Source organism: Bacteroides reticulotermitis JCM 10512 (assembly GCF_000517545.1).
In the GTDB taxonomy this organism is placed as follows: Bacteria; Bacteroidota; Bacteroidia; order Bacteroidales; family Bacteroidaceae; genus Bacteroides; species Bacteroides reticulotermitis.
In genome coordinates this window covers 67,153-82,955 of record NZ_BAIV01000030.1, presented here as the reverse complement: position 1 = coordinate 82,955, position 15,803 = coordinate 67,153, and the positions used below count along the sequence as shown (strand labels likewise).

At 41.8% G+C, this 15,803-nt stretch carries 12 protein-coding genes; 7 read left to right on the top strand and 5 right to left on the bottom strand.

The genetic code is table 11. The features are described 5' to 3' along the window. From JCM10512_RS16730 to miaB, 5 genes are all read right to left on the bottom strand, one after another. A partial coding sequence (locus JCM10512_RS16730; RefSeq protein WP_044164817.1) for a hypothetical protein occupies positions 1 to 302 on the bottom strand: 302 nt, incomplete at its 3' end. Continuing rightward, the gene (locus tag JCM10512_RS16725; protein WP_044164816.1) at positions 283 to 777 is read right to left on the bottom strand and encodes a hypothetical protein; all 495 of its coding nucleotides are present in this window, start codon (positions 775 to 777) and stop codon (positions 283 to 285) included. The genes JCM10512_RS16730 and JCM10512_RS16725, both read right to left, overlap by 20 nt. A 40-nt stretch (positions 778 to 817) precedes the next feature. After that, positions 818 to 2,224, bottom strand: a complete 1,407-nt coding sequence (locus JCM10512_RS16720) for a hypothetical protein (RefSeq protein ID WP_044164815.1) — start codon at positions 2,222 to 2,224, stop codon at positions 818 to 820. Positions 2,225 to 2,287: 63 nt separating this feature from the next. After that, the gene (locus JCM10512_RS22825) at positions 2,288 to 2,383 is read right to left on the bottom strand and encodes a smalltalk protein (protein ID WP_158332234.1); all 96 of its coding nucleotides are present in this window, start codon (positions 2,381 to 2,383) and stop codon (positions 2,288 to 2,290) included. Between the two features lie 1,818 nt (positions 2,384 to 4,201). Further along, the gene (gene miaB, locus JCM10512_RS16715; protein WP_044164814.1) at positions 4,202 to 5,575 is read right to left on the bottom strand and encodes a tRNA (N6-isopentenyl adenosine(37)-C2)-methylthiotransferase MiaB; all 1,374 of its coding nucleotides are present in this window, start codon (positions 5,573 to 5,575) and stop codon (positions 4,202 to 4,204) included. Between the two features lie 335 nt (positions 5,576 to 5,910). Between miaB and JCM10512_RS16710 the strand changes: the two genes are divergently transcribed. The 7 genes from JCM10512_RS16710 to JCM10512_RS16680 all read left to right on the top strand — a co-directional run bounded on the left by JCM10512_RS16710 (position 5,911) and on the right by JCM10512_RS16680 (position 15,784). Further along, entirely contained in the window at positions 5,911 to 6,300 is a 390-nt protein-coding gene (locus tag JCM10512_RS16710; RefSeq protein WP_044164813.1) for a hypothetical protein, read from the top strand. A gap of 50 nt (positions 6,301 to 6,350) precedes the next feature. Further along, positions 6,351 to 7,850, top strand: a complete 1,500-nt coding sequence (locus JCM10512_RS16705) for a butyryl-CoA:acetate CoA transferase (RefSeq protein ID WP_044164812.1) — start codon at positions 6,351 to 6,353, stop codon at positions 7,848 to 7,850. Positions 7,851 to 7,953: 103 nt separating this feature from the next. After that, entirely contained in the window at positions 7,954 to 9,903 is a 1,950-nt protein-coding gene (locus JCM10512_RS16700) for a glycoside hydrolase family 97 protein (RefSeq protein WP_044164811.1), read from the top strand. Positions 9,904 to 10,462: 559 nt separating this feature from the next. Further along, the gene (locus JCM10512_RS16695; RefSeq protein WP_244437260.1) at positions 10,463 to 11,143 is read left to right on the top strand and encodes a DUF3575 domain-containing protein; all 681 of its coding nucleotides are present in this window, start codon (positions 10,463 to 10,465) and stop codon (positions 11,141 to 11,143) included. 26 nt (positions 11,144 to 11,169) lie between these two features. Further along, the gene (locus JCM10512_RS16690; protein ID WP_044164810.1) at positions 11,170 to 12,672 is read left to right on the top strand and encodes a DUF3868 domain-containing protein; all 1,503 of its coding nucleotides are present in this window, start codon (positions 11,170 to 11,172) and stop codon (positions 12,670 to 12,672) included. A gap of 760 nt (positions 12,673 to 13,432) precedes the next feature. Continuing rightward, positions 13,433 to 14,761 carry an Mfa1 family fimbria major subunit gene (locus JCM10512_RS16685; RefSeq protein ID WP_044164809.1) on the top strand — a complete coding sequence of 443 codons (1,329 nt, stop codon included), beginning with the start codon at positions 13,433 to 13,435 and terminating at the stop codon, positions 14,759 to 14,761. 117 nt (positions 14,762 to 14,878) lie between these two features. Beyond that, positions 14,879 to 15,784 carry a FimB/Mfa2 family fimbrial subunit gene (locus JCM10512_RS16680; RefSeq protein WP_081741415.1) on the top strand — a complete coding sequence of 302 codons (906 nt, stop codon included), beginning with the start codon at positions 14,879 to 14,881 and terminating at the stop codon, positions 15,782 to 15,784. Positions 15,785 to 15,803 lie beyond the last annotated feature (19 nt).

Sequence of the window (15,803 nt, the reverse complement as noted above, 5' to 3'; positions counted from 1 at the left end):
ATCCATGGCAATATATCAACTGTACCATGATAATAAGGCTCTACATCTTTCGCATCCATATAAAATTCAAAAGCTTTTAATTGAGGAATAGAATGACAATAAGACAGCAAAGAACCGGAATCCACAAAAAAGGAATCATTATTCCCAAATAAACAGTATTTATCACGTGTGCTAAATGACATATCCGTGTAATACTTATTTTTAGTCATCCTCTTTAAGTTACCATCGCTATCATAAGAAGCTTTCCCCAGAGGTAAGCCATTTAACCAGAAAGCCGAAAATCTATTCTCTACAACTTCCAAGGGAACATGAAACAATAAGCATTGGATCCTCTTCCTTTAAAACTTCTGTTACATAGTCATAATAAATACCATTATTCCCTGTATTCAGAAACGTTGGACCTTTAAATCGGACTTTGCTATAAGTCAACCAATCTGAAAAAAACTGATAATCAACAGATTCATTATTCGAATACGAACTATAGACAAGCATTCCCGATCTTGGATAATGGTAAGAAATAGTATCCCTTATACTATTGAAGCCATCATCTAATACTAAAGACTTTATTCTAATTCCTCCATATTGAGTCCCAATCCCCCAAGCAGGCGAAAATGCAATTGTATTAGGCTCATAGTCAACAATAATATTTCCACCATTAATCAATCTAATTTTCTTCAAAGACTTAGCCTTAATATCATCACCAATATCTCCAACCGGATAGTATCGCCTTGGATAACCCCATAAATCGCTATCTAATTCAACATCTTCCGGAAACATATAATAGTCAAAGTGCGCTGCATTAGACTCAATCCCATTTTTATCTAAAAAGGAAATAGAATTTAAAAACTACAGAACTCGTCAAAGAGATTTTTGATATTTTTGTCCCAAACCAATCGTTTAACTGGACATTTTTAAGTTTTCCATAATCATACTCAAACCTGACTATTTGATTGGGTGCTATAACTTTTTCCAACAAAGGGGAATACACCGTATATCCCACGCCATTATACACATCTTTATTCCGAACACTCTTAAAACTTTGATACAAAGGCATAGTAACACATTCGAGGGCCATATCCAAATACATGGCTATCATATCAGAAAAATAGGTGCCTCTATTTCCATAAAGGTTTCTTGCAGTATTCAGAGAAGAGATTAATTCGCCAACCGATTGAGATAGATAAGAGTAATTACTTAATACTCCCATTACATTCCAATTTAATTGGAGAGAAGACACATTAGCTTCAAAATAAGGGTTTCGATAGACAGTACCATCACTATTGAAACAATGTAAATCCAAATTAAGCGACCATGAACTTAGTTCTAAATATCTGCGTGCTCCAGCTATAGCCTCATCAAACCTCTTATAATCATATCCGGGATATACAAACTCAGTTATAGCCTGACCATATGAATAGGTAGTTTTATATGAATTACAGTACGAATTTACAGCTATATTCTTTAAATCATGACCGTCTTCTACATTCTTTTTATATTGATATATTATTGCTCCGCTATTCAGCGGTTCTATCTTGCTTAAATACCATGAAGTTATGTAATTTTCACCCGTAATATTATTAAAACTAACAGCTCCCTGATTGCAAACATCTATAATCCACTCACGCTGGGCATACGTATATCGTGTTCCATCTTCATCCGTCAGAATCCACTTAGAGATTATCATACCCAAATATTCGCATTCAATACGTACATTAGTGCGCTCTAAAGGTTTTACACAAATTTTATAATCATCATCAAATCCAAGGATGAAATTTATAGTTTTCCCATTGAAGATAGCAGTAAATATATCCGACTCACCATCACGTATACGTTTATTCACTTTTGTTGCTTCTTCTATCAATGGAGTCGTACAAATCATTCCATGACTTACATATCCGTAAACACCTTCATCCGGTATTCCTCCACGAATGGTACGTGTAATAACACCTCCTGCATTAAGCGTCCAATTATATCCAATTAATCCGGGCACATCCTCTACCTTAACACCATTCCCTATATAATCCAAAGAAATAGGAAGTTCATAATTCCCTGATGTCAACTTGTAAAGCGGCACTTTATAATGAAAAGTTCCTGTAGCGTGATCAACAACCACATCTTTACTGTCTAATAAACCTTCCGCCTGTTGACCAGGTGAAAAATCCTGAGCATACCCCATAAGTATACTCGAGAAAAACAGTAGTATACAAAATATTTTTTTATTCATAATTTACATTTTTATTATAGACCGACTGTGATTCTCAGTCGGTCATTTTAATTATACTTCTTTTTACAGTTTCATCGCATTAGCGCCCAAGACGCCAGCCAAAGCCGAAGCCACTGCGATAACGACCTTCAGGATTATATCACATGCTGATTTCTTCATTGCCATAATTTACCTCCTTTCCGTTCTTTAATTTGTTGTGTTACTTTGTGTTCCTCCATGCATGTAGTCCTAGCAGCAGTCACCTTGACCACAAACCCGCCAGCCTAAAAATTGTACAGCAGCTACCTTACCAGTTGTCGGAGCATAACCCGCTTTGCCAAAGTCTGAATATCTATCAAGCGTCCTCGACGTCATAATACCGGTAAAACCGCTCTAAAGCTTCCGAAAAGAGCGCACAAGCCCCCTCTCATGGTGCTGCTCACCACAATTAAATTGAGAATTCACATGTTAATGGATAATTACTAGTCTAGTTAAAAGTCAAATATTCGGTTAAGCTTGACACCCACACTTCGTATTCTATATCCGCTGCAAAGCATTTATACAGCCGATGCTTCTCCACCTTCTTCATTGCTACCCCACCCATATTGCGATCTAGGCTATATTTTCCTCACTGCCTGAAACGGAAACAAGTTTACCAGAATGGAAACTTTGGTACCGGGAACTAACACCGTACGGAAAGCACCAAAGGCATCTGTTATTACAGTTTCCGAAGTTTGCATACATTGTGCTATCAACGTTACTAAGCAGCCAAGCATGTTCTCACATTATCAGGAAAAAGGAAGAAGCATCTTGAGAGTTGGTCGAAATCTAAATTTCTCGAACGTACATCTCAGAGATTGAAGTGTTTTTACCGCTTTTTATCTTCCAGAGTTGCCTGGAGAAATTTGTATAATACTGCCATAGTTACAATCGTTTTAATCGTTAATATTTCTAGTTAGTCTGTGTCTTTAAGCTCATCGACAATGCAAACATAGGACCTTATTTCTGCCTGAGCAAGGGATTTTCAAAGTGTGCGTTAATAAGTTCGTTAATATAAGCAGCAGTTCACGCATGGCTAATTTACAGCATATTACTCAATAACAAAACATATCAAATCGACTGATTCAGAACAGTTAGCAAGTAATGACTGAGCGGTTTCAAAGTTTAGCGCTAGTTTCTCCTCAATTACTTTTCAGCACGATTGCATAGGATTCGAGAGGGAGGAATATGATAATCCCGGAAAAGTTAGAAAGCTTGCATTCGATCGATAGCCAGCTGTATCAGTTCGAATTTCCTCTTCGCTGGTTTCTTATCTAGAAAAAGACTTCCTCCTTCTTCCTGATCCCCTCCTTGAAAGGAGGGTTAGGGAGGATGTTTTCTTTCCTTTTCTTTTCTTTCTTTTTATGTAGGTGCAATTTGTTGCAAAAACATGCGATGTTGTATACAATATCGGGCTTTATGTATACAATATAGCTGGTTTGTGCAACATCATTTTCATGAATATCTGCTCACTTTTGCAACGGCCGACTCCTTTAGCAGCAATTTTGCAGGCGGTGCATTTGCTTATCGACATGGAAGATTCCGAAAGCAGGCAAACACCCTTAACCTCCTACGATTCGGAACACAATACACTGAATATCGGATAATTGAAAACAAAACTCTCACGCTTTCCAATTTACCTCTTAGCAAGTAATACTTGTCCGCTCGGCTATTAACAACTAATACCTCAATCATTAATAGCTGACGCAGTAACTATTATCAGCTGAGAACAAACATCTTTTAAGTCCGAGGAACAGGTTCTTCCACTCTACATGCCTTCATCTGTTTTTATTTCTATTCTTAAAAATATTTCAGGCTACCGGAATATCACAAAAAAACGGACCGCTTTTAAGGCGATCCGTCTTTTTATATAAATTGATTATCAGAATATTTACTACTCATTATAAATACACAAGTAGTAAGCTCTCAATAATGGCAAGAATCTGATTGTGTGAACTTTCACTTTTCAACTTCTTCACCTTTCAGTGTAGCCGAACTGGCTTCCGTAACACGTACGTTCACAAAATCACCTACTCGATGTGTACCACGGTCGAAAACTACAACCCGGTTCTGCTCCGTACGACCGAACAATTGCTCACGTGAACGCTTGGAAACTCCTTCCACAAGCACCTCGTAAGTCTTCCCGATACAACGTTGATTGGATTCGGCGGACAAGCGGTTTTGCAAAGCGATGATTTCGCTCAAACGCTGTACCTTTACCTCTTCAGGTACATTATCTTCCAAGTGCTTGGATGCATAAGTACCTGGACGCTCGGAGTATTTAAACATGAAAGCGGCATCGTATCCGCAGGCTTCCATAAGCGAGAGAGACATCTGGTGATCTTCTTCGGTCTCGGAGTGGAAACCGGCGAAAACATCAGTTGTCAATCCACAGTCAGGAACAATTCGCTTAATGGCTGCAACCCGGTCGAGATACCACTCACGCGTATATTTGCGATTCATCAGTTTCAAGATACGCGAGCTTCCGCTTTGTACCGGCAGATGAATATGCTTGCACACATTGGGCATCTGCGCAATCACTTCCAGTGTTTCGTCGCACATATCCTTTGGATGAGAAGTTGTAAAACGTACACGTATGCTCGGAGCTGCTTCAGCTACCATACGAAGTAATGCCGGAAAAGTCACCACTTCACCCGACTCTTTTTCAAAAGAATAGGAGTTAACATTTTGACCTAACAGGGTTACCTCTTTATATCCCTTTGTTACCAGGTCGGCCACCTCTTTGAGAATGCTTTCCACATCCCGGCTACGTTCCCGTCCGCGAGTATAAGGTACAATACAATACGTGCAGAAGTTATTACACCCCCTCATAATAGATACAAATCCCGAAATATGATTGCCGCAAATACGCGATGGAATCACATCCCGGTAAGTCTCTGTGGTAGAGAGCTCCACATTGATAGCCTTCTCACCGGCTTCTACAGCTGCAACCAGATCGGGCAAAGTAAGGTAAGCGTCCGGACCCACCACCAAATCAACATGATGGTTCGTTATCAGATCATCCTTAACCCGCTCAGCCATACAACCCAATACGCCTACAATCAAATCTTTCTTCTTCTTTTTTAATGAATGAAAGAAATCCAAGCGGTTGAGAATTTTCTGCTCGGCATTATCACGGATAGAACACGTATTCATAAATACCGCATCCGCTTCTTCGAGAGAATCGGCTACACCATAACCGGCCATTTGCATTACAGAGGCAATCACCTCGCTGTCGGCCACATTCATCTGGCAGCCGTAAGTTTCGATAAACAACTTCTTGTTGTCATCAGCAGTTGCGGATTTAAAGTCCACTCCCGTCAATTCGTTCATATTCAGTTACTATTTAAAATTTGGCTACAAAGATACGGCTTAGCTTTCAATAAGGTGATGATCTGATATAAAAATAACGTAAAAACTTGCAGTTTCATCGCAACACTGATAATTAATGTTAATAGATAGAACTTTTCCCTCCTTATATCTTGCTAAGTATGATTTTATTCAGCACATTTGCAACATGAAAGAAACATTAGATTTTTTCATAGTTAAGGTTTAGGTTAAAAAAATTAAGGGGAGCTGTGAAGCTGCCCTTTTTTCATGCTAAAAATTTAGTTCATAACAGATAAAATGTCTACCTTTGGCGGACAAGTCTTTAGAAGTAAAACATTATGGAAGATTTACTAAAATTTCTCTTTATAGCAAGCATTATAGCCATCGGAATTTATAAAGAAGCTAGTAAGGCTAAAGCGAAGAAGCCAAGCCAAAACCGACCTGTGCCTTCGGCTACTCCGACAACCCCAAATCCGTCTCCACTACCTGCTGGATGGGATGAGTCCAAGAAGTCAGATGATTTCTTTCAAACAATTCCCCGGGAGTCTGTCGCCTCGAGAAAAGAAAGACTTTCTGCACCAAGCAATCAGTATACACAAAAGCGTACGGAACCTGTTTCAGATACGCTTTCTCAATCCATTCCCGAAGAAGAGGATTACACTATACACTCCGCAGAAGAGGCAAGACGTGCCATTATCTGGGGGGAAATCCTACAACGTAAATATTAACCGGCTTAGAACAACTATCGTATCTAAACACGAAATCATACTATAAAATTATGTCATTGAATCGTATCTCGGCAGCGGAAGCTGCAAGCCTTATCAAACATGGCTACAATATCGGGCTAAGCGGTTTTACACCCGCAGGAACAGCCAAAGCTGTAACAGCCGAACTGGCTAAAATTGCGGAAGCAGAACACGCCAAAGGAAATCCATTCCAAGTGGGTATCTTTACAGGAGCATCAACAGGCGAATCTTGTGACGGTATACTATCACGGGCCAAAGCGATCCGCTACCGTGCTCCGTATACAACCAACTCCGACTTCCGCAAAGCGGTAAACAGTGGAGAAGTTGCCTACAATGACATACACCTGTCGCAAATGGCGCAAGAAGTTCGCTACGGCTTTATGGGCAAAGTAAACATCGCCATCATCGAAGCATGCGAAGTAACCGCGGACGGCAAAATCTATTTGACAGCTGCCGGCGGTATCTCACCAACCATCTGCCATGTGGCCGACCAGATCATCGTGGAACTAAACAGCGCCCATAGCAAAGTCATGATGGGTATGCATGATGTATACGAACCGCTAGATCCTCCTTACCGTCGGGAAATACCGGTTTACGCACCAAGCGACCGTATCGGACTTCCTTATATTCAAGTAGATCCGAAAAAGATCGTGGGTGTAGTAGAAACCAATTGGCCTGACGAAGCACGCTCATTTGCCGATGCCGATCCACTGACGGATAAGATTGGACAGAACGTTGCCGATTTCTTGGCTGCCGACATGAAGCGCGGAATCATTCCTCCTAGTTTCTTACCCCTACAGTCGGGCGTAGGTAATATAGCCAATGCCGTACTCGGTGCACTCGGCCGCGATAAAACGATTCCGGCATTCGAAATGTATACGGAAGTAATACAGAACTCCGTGATCGACCTGATTCGGGAAGGACGTATCAAATTCGGGAGTGCTTGCTCGCTGACCGTAACCAACGATTGTCTGCAGGGTATTTACGATGATATGGATTTCTTCCGCGACAAATTAGTACTTCGTCCGTCGGAAATCTCCAACCACCCGGAGGTCGTTCGCCGCCTCGGTATTATTTCTATTAATACCGCGATTGAAGTAGACTTATACGGCAACGTGAACTCCACACATATTGGCGGAACTAGAATGATGAATGGTATCGGTGGTTCGGGCGACTTTACCCGCAATGCGTATATCTCAATCTTCACCTGTCCGTCTGTAGCCAAAGAAGGAAAGATCAGTGCCATTGTACCGATGGTTTCACACCAAGATCACAGCGAACACTCGGTGAACATTGTGATTACCGAACAAGGAGTTGCCGACCTACGTGGCAAGAGCCCGAAAGAACGCGCACAAGCCATTATCGAGAACTGCGCTCACCCTGATTACAAGCAACTGCTTTGGGATTACCTCAAATTGGCAGGCAACAGAGCCCAGACTCCGCACGCCATTCAGGCAGCCCTCGGTATGCATGCCGAACTCGCACGGACTGGTGACATGAAAAACACCAATTGGGCAGAGTACGCCAAATAAAGGCGCATCTTCCCATAGTTCATTCATAAAGCAAGCCTGTCACCGAGTAATGCCACTTTGTGACAGGCTTTTTGTTAACCCTCATTCAACCCAATCACCTACCATGAAAAAGCTTCTTACATTAATCGCACTCGGCTTAATTACGCTCCAGGTTGCCGGACAAAAAAGAGCGGAACTCGTTTCTCCCAACGGAAAAATAAAAGTCACCATAAACCTTTCGGATAAGATCTATTATTCGGTGTCTCACAACAACGAGCTTTTATTGGACAACAACCAACTGCAACTCGTCCTGAAAGAAGGCGCATTGGGAGAACGCCCCCAACTACTCAAACAGAAGCAAACAGCGGTAAATGAACTACTCACCCCGCCAATTCCACTCAAATTCTCAACCATCCGGAATCAATACAACCAACTCGCACTGGATTTTAAAGGAAACTACACCGTATGCTTTCGGGCTTTCGACGACGGGGTCGCTTACCGCTTCATCCTCAACCGCAAAGGAGAAACAGAAGTCCTCAACGAAAATTTAGCCATTCACTTACCGGCGGAATATACACTTCACCTGCAACAGCCCGGTGGCTTCAAAACCGCGTATGAAGAACCGTATACCCATCTAAAGAGTACAGATTGGAAAGCCGAAAACCGGATGGCAACCTTGCCTGCGCTTATCGATACTCACAAAGGTTACCACATCCTCATGAGCGAAACCGATGTGTCGGACTACCCTTGCATGTTCCTCCAAGGAGATGGGCAGAACGGTATGACTTCTATTTTCCCAAAAGCACCTATCCGCTTCGAAGAGGACGGCGACCGCAGCCTCAAACTTGTAGAAGAAGCCGATTATATAGCCAAAACCTCTGCCCAAAGAAGCTTTCCGTGGAGATACTTCGTTATCACAGAAGACGACAGACAACTATTAGAGAGCACGATGAGTTATAAACTCGCCCCTCAAAGCACCATTCAAGATCCATCGTGGATCCATCCGGGACAAGTTAGCTGGGAGTGGTGGAACGACGCTTCCCCTTACGGACCGGACGTCAACTTTGTATCAGGATACAATCTGGATACCTATAAATACTACATTGATTTCGCATCGAAATACGGCATCCGCTATATTATTATGGACGAAGGATGGGCAAAGAGCACGCGCGACCCCTACACACCCAATCCGAAAGTAGACCTGCATGAACTGATACGTTACGGAAAAGAAAAGAACGTAGGCATCGTATTATGGCTAACCTGGTTGACAGTCGAGAATCACATGGATCTATTTAAGACTTTCGCCGACTGGGGAGTACAAGGAGTCAAAATAGACTTTATGGACCGCAGCGACCAGTGGATGATGAACTATTACGAACGTGTGGCCGCTGAAGCTGCCAAACATAAGATTTTTGTCGACTTCCACGGCTCCATCACGCCCAAAGGATTGGAACACAAATACCCCAATATCCTCTCCTACGAAGGGGTGAGAGGCATGGAGCAAATGGGCGGATGCACACCCGACAATAGCATCTTTTTCCCTTTCATGCGAAATGCAGTAGGTCCCATGGACTATACCCCGGGTGCTATGATAAGCATGCAGCCGAATGTATACGCCAGTCAACGCCCCAATTCAGCAAGCATCGGAACACGCGCATACCAATTAGCATTGTTTGTGATCTTCGAGAGCGGTTTACAAATGCTGGCAGACAATCCCACCTTGTATTACCGCAACCCTGACTGCACGGACTTCATCACACAAGTTCCCACAACTTGGGACGAAACCAAAGCATTAGCTGCCCAAGTAGGCGAATATGCCATCATAGCCAAACGCAAGGATGGGAAATGGTATATAGGAGGCATAACTAATAATAAAGAACAAGAGCGCACGTTCACCCTGAACCTCGATTTTCTGGAGAGTGGAAGAACCTATAAAATGACCTTCTTTGAAGACGGCGTAAATGCAGGCCGTCAGGCAATGGACTATCGCAAAAAAGAGTCGCAGGTTCGAAAAGGAGAACCGTTAATCATTAAGATGGTTAAGAACGGAGGATTCGCCGCCATTATAGAATAATGGTTATTGTTTACATCTTCAATTCACTAAAAGCATCCAATTACTCAGAAACATCGGGTTTACGCCCATTTAGAGTCAGTTTCCAACACACAAGTATGCCTAAAAGCCAATTATTACACAATATATGTTAATATTTGGTCCGAAATCAGAATATATTTTTGATACCAAGATTATATCCATATGTTTGCACAATATATTATCAATGTATATCAACATTCGTCTCGCACAATAACGACAAAATAGAAGATAAACAAAAAGAACAATTGTTTATTTTAGAGGAGTAACAACATTTATAAAACACAGCATTAAGGACTATACAGACTAGAAAATTCGAAAAGACAGAAGAATCAAAACTCATTCATAATTACATATAAGTAATAAATATCCTTATCTATTTAGGGTATTCACACAAAGGGAATGTAAAATTATATTTTATATATTAGGAATATATGTTATAGAATCAACGCAATTATAGAATAAAAGCACAATTAATCTAAAATAAACTAACAATAATCGGAACGATGAATAGACGATTACAGAAATTAACGTTTCTATTGCCTTGTCTTGTCCTGCCTTGCTATACTCAGCCGCAACAACAGCTCAGGAACTCGCAAAAGACACTCCGGAAAAAGTAAATTCCACCGGAACCATAACAAAAGATTCCGGCTATCTGGAAACAGACAGCATTCAAACGCTTAACCTATTATATAAGCAATTGAAACCGCGCTCTAGCATTCGTCTCTCCAGATTCGCCGTCAAAAGCAACCTGCTTCACGACTTAACCGGTAGCCTCAATCTAGGAGTTGAAATGCGCACCGGCGACCAATTTACGCTCGATATGTCTGTCACCTACAACCCTTGGAAGTACGGAGACATGAAGAAATTCAATGTAATTGCCGTACAACCCGAGATACGGTATTGGAGCTTAGAGCCTTTCAACAAGCACTTCTTCGGATTACACGCAACTTATGCCAACTTCAACATAGCCGGAATTGGTTTTTCCAACTTCATGAAAGAACACTTGCTACGGGGTAACCTCTATGAAGTGGGCATCAGCTATGGATATCATTGGTATCTGAGTCCTCGATGGGCTATGGAAGCCTCCATGGGCATCGGCTACGTACACGTGAGCTACGACCAGAGCTTCTGTAAAGGGTGTGTTAAGTTCGAGAACCGACAGCATAAGAATTACTTCACTCCCTCCAAAGCTAGCGTATCGCTTATATACATGATTAAATAGACAAAGAAATAAATACCCATACACACATGAAGAGCTTCTCTATCATATTATTGAATTTACTATTGCTTCTGCCTACACAATTGTTCGGGCAACAGTACTCCGGCCAGGTTAGCTTTCTGGGTCGCGAACTGGTAGTTTTCAACGATAGCGTGGACATACAGTTTGCAGCTTTCATACAGAAGAAGGCCGTGCGCGACGCCCAAGTAATGATTCTATCACCCGAACTCTCAGGTAATCGCGAAAGCTTGTTGCTCCCCTTTATTCGCATTCAGGGAAACAACAGGCGTCAAATGGAAACCAGAGCCGCGCGTATTCGTTCACCACACGAATGGAGCGCAACCCCATACCGCACGTATCAGGTACATGCCGATAAAGATACCGTTATATACTACCACATACGGATAGCCCACGAACCGTGGATGAACGATGTGAAACTAGTTATTCACAAAGAAATGAATGACGGTGGAAACCGCATCCGACTATTCTCATTTACCATGGACGCCAACATACATCTCAACCTGCCAGAACCCTATGCAGTTAAGCCGGTCTATGCGTGGACAGAACCGCTTCCGGAGGTAAAGAAACGGAGTAAACAGGCACATTCGTTTCTTGACTTCAAGGTGAACAGTACTGTGTTACTTCCTAATTTCCGATTGAACCGCGAGAAGCTATTCAAAATCGAAAATGATGTATGCCTACTAAGTGATAGCAAAGATATTGAGGTTAACCGCCTGCATATCGATGGATATGCTTCACCCGAAGGCCGATTTGCCTCCAACGGACGTTTGGCAGAAGGGCGTGCTCAGGCATTGCGTAACTATATTGTGGCCAACAACTGCCTTCCCCGAACGAAAATAGCCACTACCAATGGCGGAGAAGATTGGAACGGTTTTCTCGAATTGCTCGAGGCAAGCAACCTCGCACAAAAAGAACAAATCATAGAGATTATCAAGCAGACTCGCGATTCCGAACAACGTAAAGTAAGAATGCGCAGCTTGATTGGCGAAAAAGCCTACCAACATATATTAACGACCATGTATCCATTACTCAGACGCGTTGTCTACACGGTAGAATATACCATCAAAGATTATAGCGTCAGCGAAGCTAAAGCCCTATTAGGTAAAAACGAAGAGTTGCTAAGCCACAGAGAGTTTTACCAAGTAGCTATGTCCTACGGAAGGGAGAGTAAGGAGTGGAATACGATTGTAGGTGAACGCATAGTCAAGTACTTCGACCAAGATCCGGTTGCATTGAGCAATGCCGCTGCCGTGTTAGCACAGCGAGGTGAAACAGCTACAGCCAAAAGATACCTTGAAAAAGCAGGCAATTTGCCACAGGCATGTAACAACCTAGGTGCATTGCTTATGCTCGAGGGAAATTATGAGGCTGCCCGCAAACTCTTTATCAAAGCACAAAACGCCGGATTGAAAGCAGCTGAAGAAAACCTTCAAGAGCTCAACAAGAAGATAAAGGACGAGCAACAACGCAATAAGTACGAAAAAAAACAACCAGAAGCTACAAAGAATTAGCAAACAAATAAAGGTTTGAAAGTATAAAACCAGTCCTGAACCTTAAAGGGAGAAGGAACAAACAAAAGATAAAAGACTAAACACCGTAAAGAAACAAGCAAGAAGGGATTTAAAATACCAATTCAACTCCTGAACCTGAGAAAGGAGAAGGAGCAACGAAAAAGGAAAGATGAAAGAATACGGTTCGCTAATAACAAGAAGATTTCAAGAATATTAGCTAAAGAAAAGGAACAAACACTGAAAAAGGGAAAAGAAAAAAGGATTAAAGCATGAGCTCAGTTCCCGAACTTAAAATAGGAGAGGGAACAACGAAAACGAAAGAATACGATTTGCTAATAAGAAGAAACCGAATTAGGAACAAATACCGATAAAAGGAAAAGAAACAGGAAAATGGCATATACGAGCTCAACTCCTAAACCTGGGAAAGGAAAAGGAACAAAGAAAAGGAAAAGATGAAGAATACGGTTTGCTAATCAAAACTTGTAGGGAAGCGTAAAAGACTAAACACCGTCAAGAAACAAACAAAAAGGGATTTAAAACACGAGATCAGTTCCTGAATCCCGCAAAGGAAGAAGGAAGAAGGAACAAAGAAAGAGAAACGACTAAAGCAAACGATTTACAAGTAAGAAACTAAACACCGTCAAAAGACAACAAACAAAGATTAAAAACATGAATTCAGTTCCTGAACTCAAAGAAGGAGAAGGAACAACAAACAAAAGAAACTATTAATTCAATTGATTTACTAACAAAAAAAGAAGAAATGAAGAAGTATTTTAAAACAGTATTCCTTGCAACAGCAGTAATGGTAAGCTTTGCAAGCTGTTCAAACGACGAGATCGTTGACAACGGGAACGATATACCCGAAGGAGAAACAACATCATTCATACTGACTATCGATCAGCCCCAGACCTATGCAGCATCGGATGACAACGCAACAGACGAAGAAAAACTGATTACAAGTGTAGATGTTTTTATCTTTGATAAAAACGACCAACTCAGAAGCCATACAGCATTAACGACGAACGATTTCTCTGAAACAAACAGTCAACTAACATCAACCAAGAAAATACCGACTACAACTGGATTTAAGAGAGTATACGTAGGTGTTAACCTGAATAAAGATTTGGTTGCTAACATCAAAACAATGGGAGTTGGAGCAACACATCAGCTACTAGAAAAGGTAGAAAACAACAAAGTAACCGAATTAGGAAACGAGCTTGATAACAATGGTTATGCCATGTTTAGCAAAGTCGTTCAAGAGCCGACATTCACTTTGGAAGAAGCAAAGAACCTTGTCAAAGTAAATGTAGAACGCCTCGTGGCAAAAGTGGTCGTGTATGAGAAAGATGGCCTGAAGAAAAAATTGGAGAGCGGCGATATTAGTACAATCGAATTTGCTGTTGGAAACGTGAATACGAAGTTTTTCCCATTGCCAAAAGCAAATTATATGGATCCAAACTACATAGAGACAACAACCGATCTAGCCGACTTCCTGAAATTAGGTTATAGCGACAGCTACTATATTGCAGCAAATACAGAGGGCACAACTATTGCTAAGGAAAAAAAGTGGAATATTCTAGAGAATACATCCAAGGGAAAAAGAAAATCCCAACTGACTTACACCAGCATCCGTGCTAAATTCCTGCCAAAGTATTTCGTAAGATGGAATTCCACTACTAAAAAGTTAGAAAACGACACCCGTCCTGGAGGGGCAGATACGTTTCATCAGGTTAAATCGGATAAAGGAATTTACTATTTCACGGATGCAGGCCAAGCTACTGCATACGGTAATTCATGCACTCCGAAAGTGACTCCAGTAACGTTCGAAAGGGGCTGGTGCTACTATCCGGTGTATTTAAATCCGACAGGTACACACAATGGCGCAAGCAAAGCTGAAGATAAGTTCAATGTATACCGTAACAATATCTACAAAGTTGTTATCGCAAGCATCGCCGGCCCTGGAATAAGCAAGATCACAGATCCGACAGATCCGACAGAGCCAGTTGACGAAACAACAAACATGACTGTTGAAGTTACGATCGAGCCATGGACCCTAAACACACAGACAGAAGATCTGCCTAGCAATTAACAAATAATCCTTATCTATATATCCACGTCCGGCTGTGAAAAGCACAGCTCTAGCAGCCGGACGTTCTCACTTTGAACGATGATAGATTATAAACTATCCCTTTTAAAAGCATCCTAGATGAAAAGATTCACATACATACCATTCTTATCAGCATTGCTCTCTATTGTATTGCTGTCATCCTGTTTCCACAATGATTTCATTGAGTGCGGACCCAATGTACGGATTTATTTTACCTGCGAGGCTTCACAGGGAAAGGCATCGGAGATCGACCGTATCGACGTTTTTGTCTACGACATAAAGGGAACTTTTATCGGCCAGTATACCGATGAGAACGTACAATTTACCCCCGAATACTTCATCAGCGTTCCGCTGGAAGCGGGCGAATATACATTTGTGGCCTGGGTCAACCTACGCGACTGCTACAAATACGACCACTGTATCGAAAACATGTCCAAGCTACCCGAGTCGGAGTTATACCTCCATAAAGACCCGAACAACGTAGCCAGCACCGTACCCCATCCCCTGTTCTTTAGCGACGAAAAAGAAGCCATCGTAACGGGAAGGATTTACCAGAACTTTGTGTTGCCCCTTGTGCGCAATACCAATACCATTAATTTGACTACCACTGGCTTACCACCATTCAACGAAGAGTTCATATTCACCATTTCAGATTGCAACGGTAACTATAACTTTGACAATTCATTCGCTTCCGAAACGGAAGAGATTCATTATATCACCAATTGCGTGAAAGACGAAAAAGCCCAACTATCGGGCACATTGAACGTGATGCGCCTTGCCGCCGAACGCAAATTCCCCGTTTTACGCCTTACCGCCGGCAGGATGCGCGAGATTCCGTTTGAAGCCAATCTGATTGACCTCATACTGAAGATGCAGGAGAAAAACCCCTCATTCACGTTTGAAAACACATTCGAGTACAACATCGTACTGAAATTCGACACCAACATGGATATCACAGTCATCATCAACGGATGGGAGCTTAACGAAGATATCGCAGACATTTAACACACACACACAAGCATAA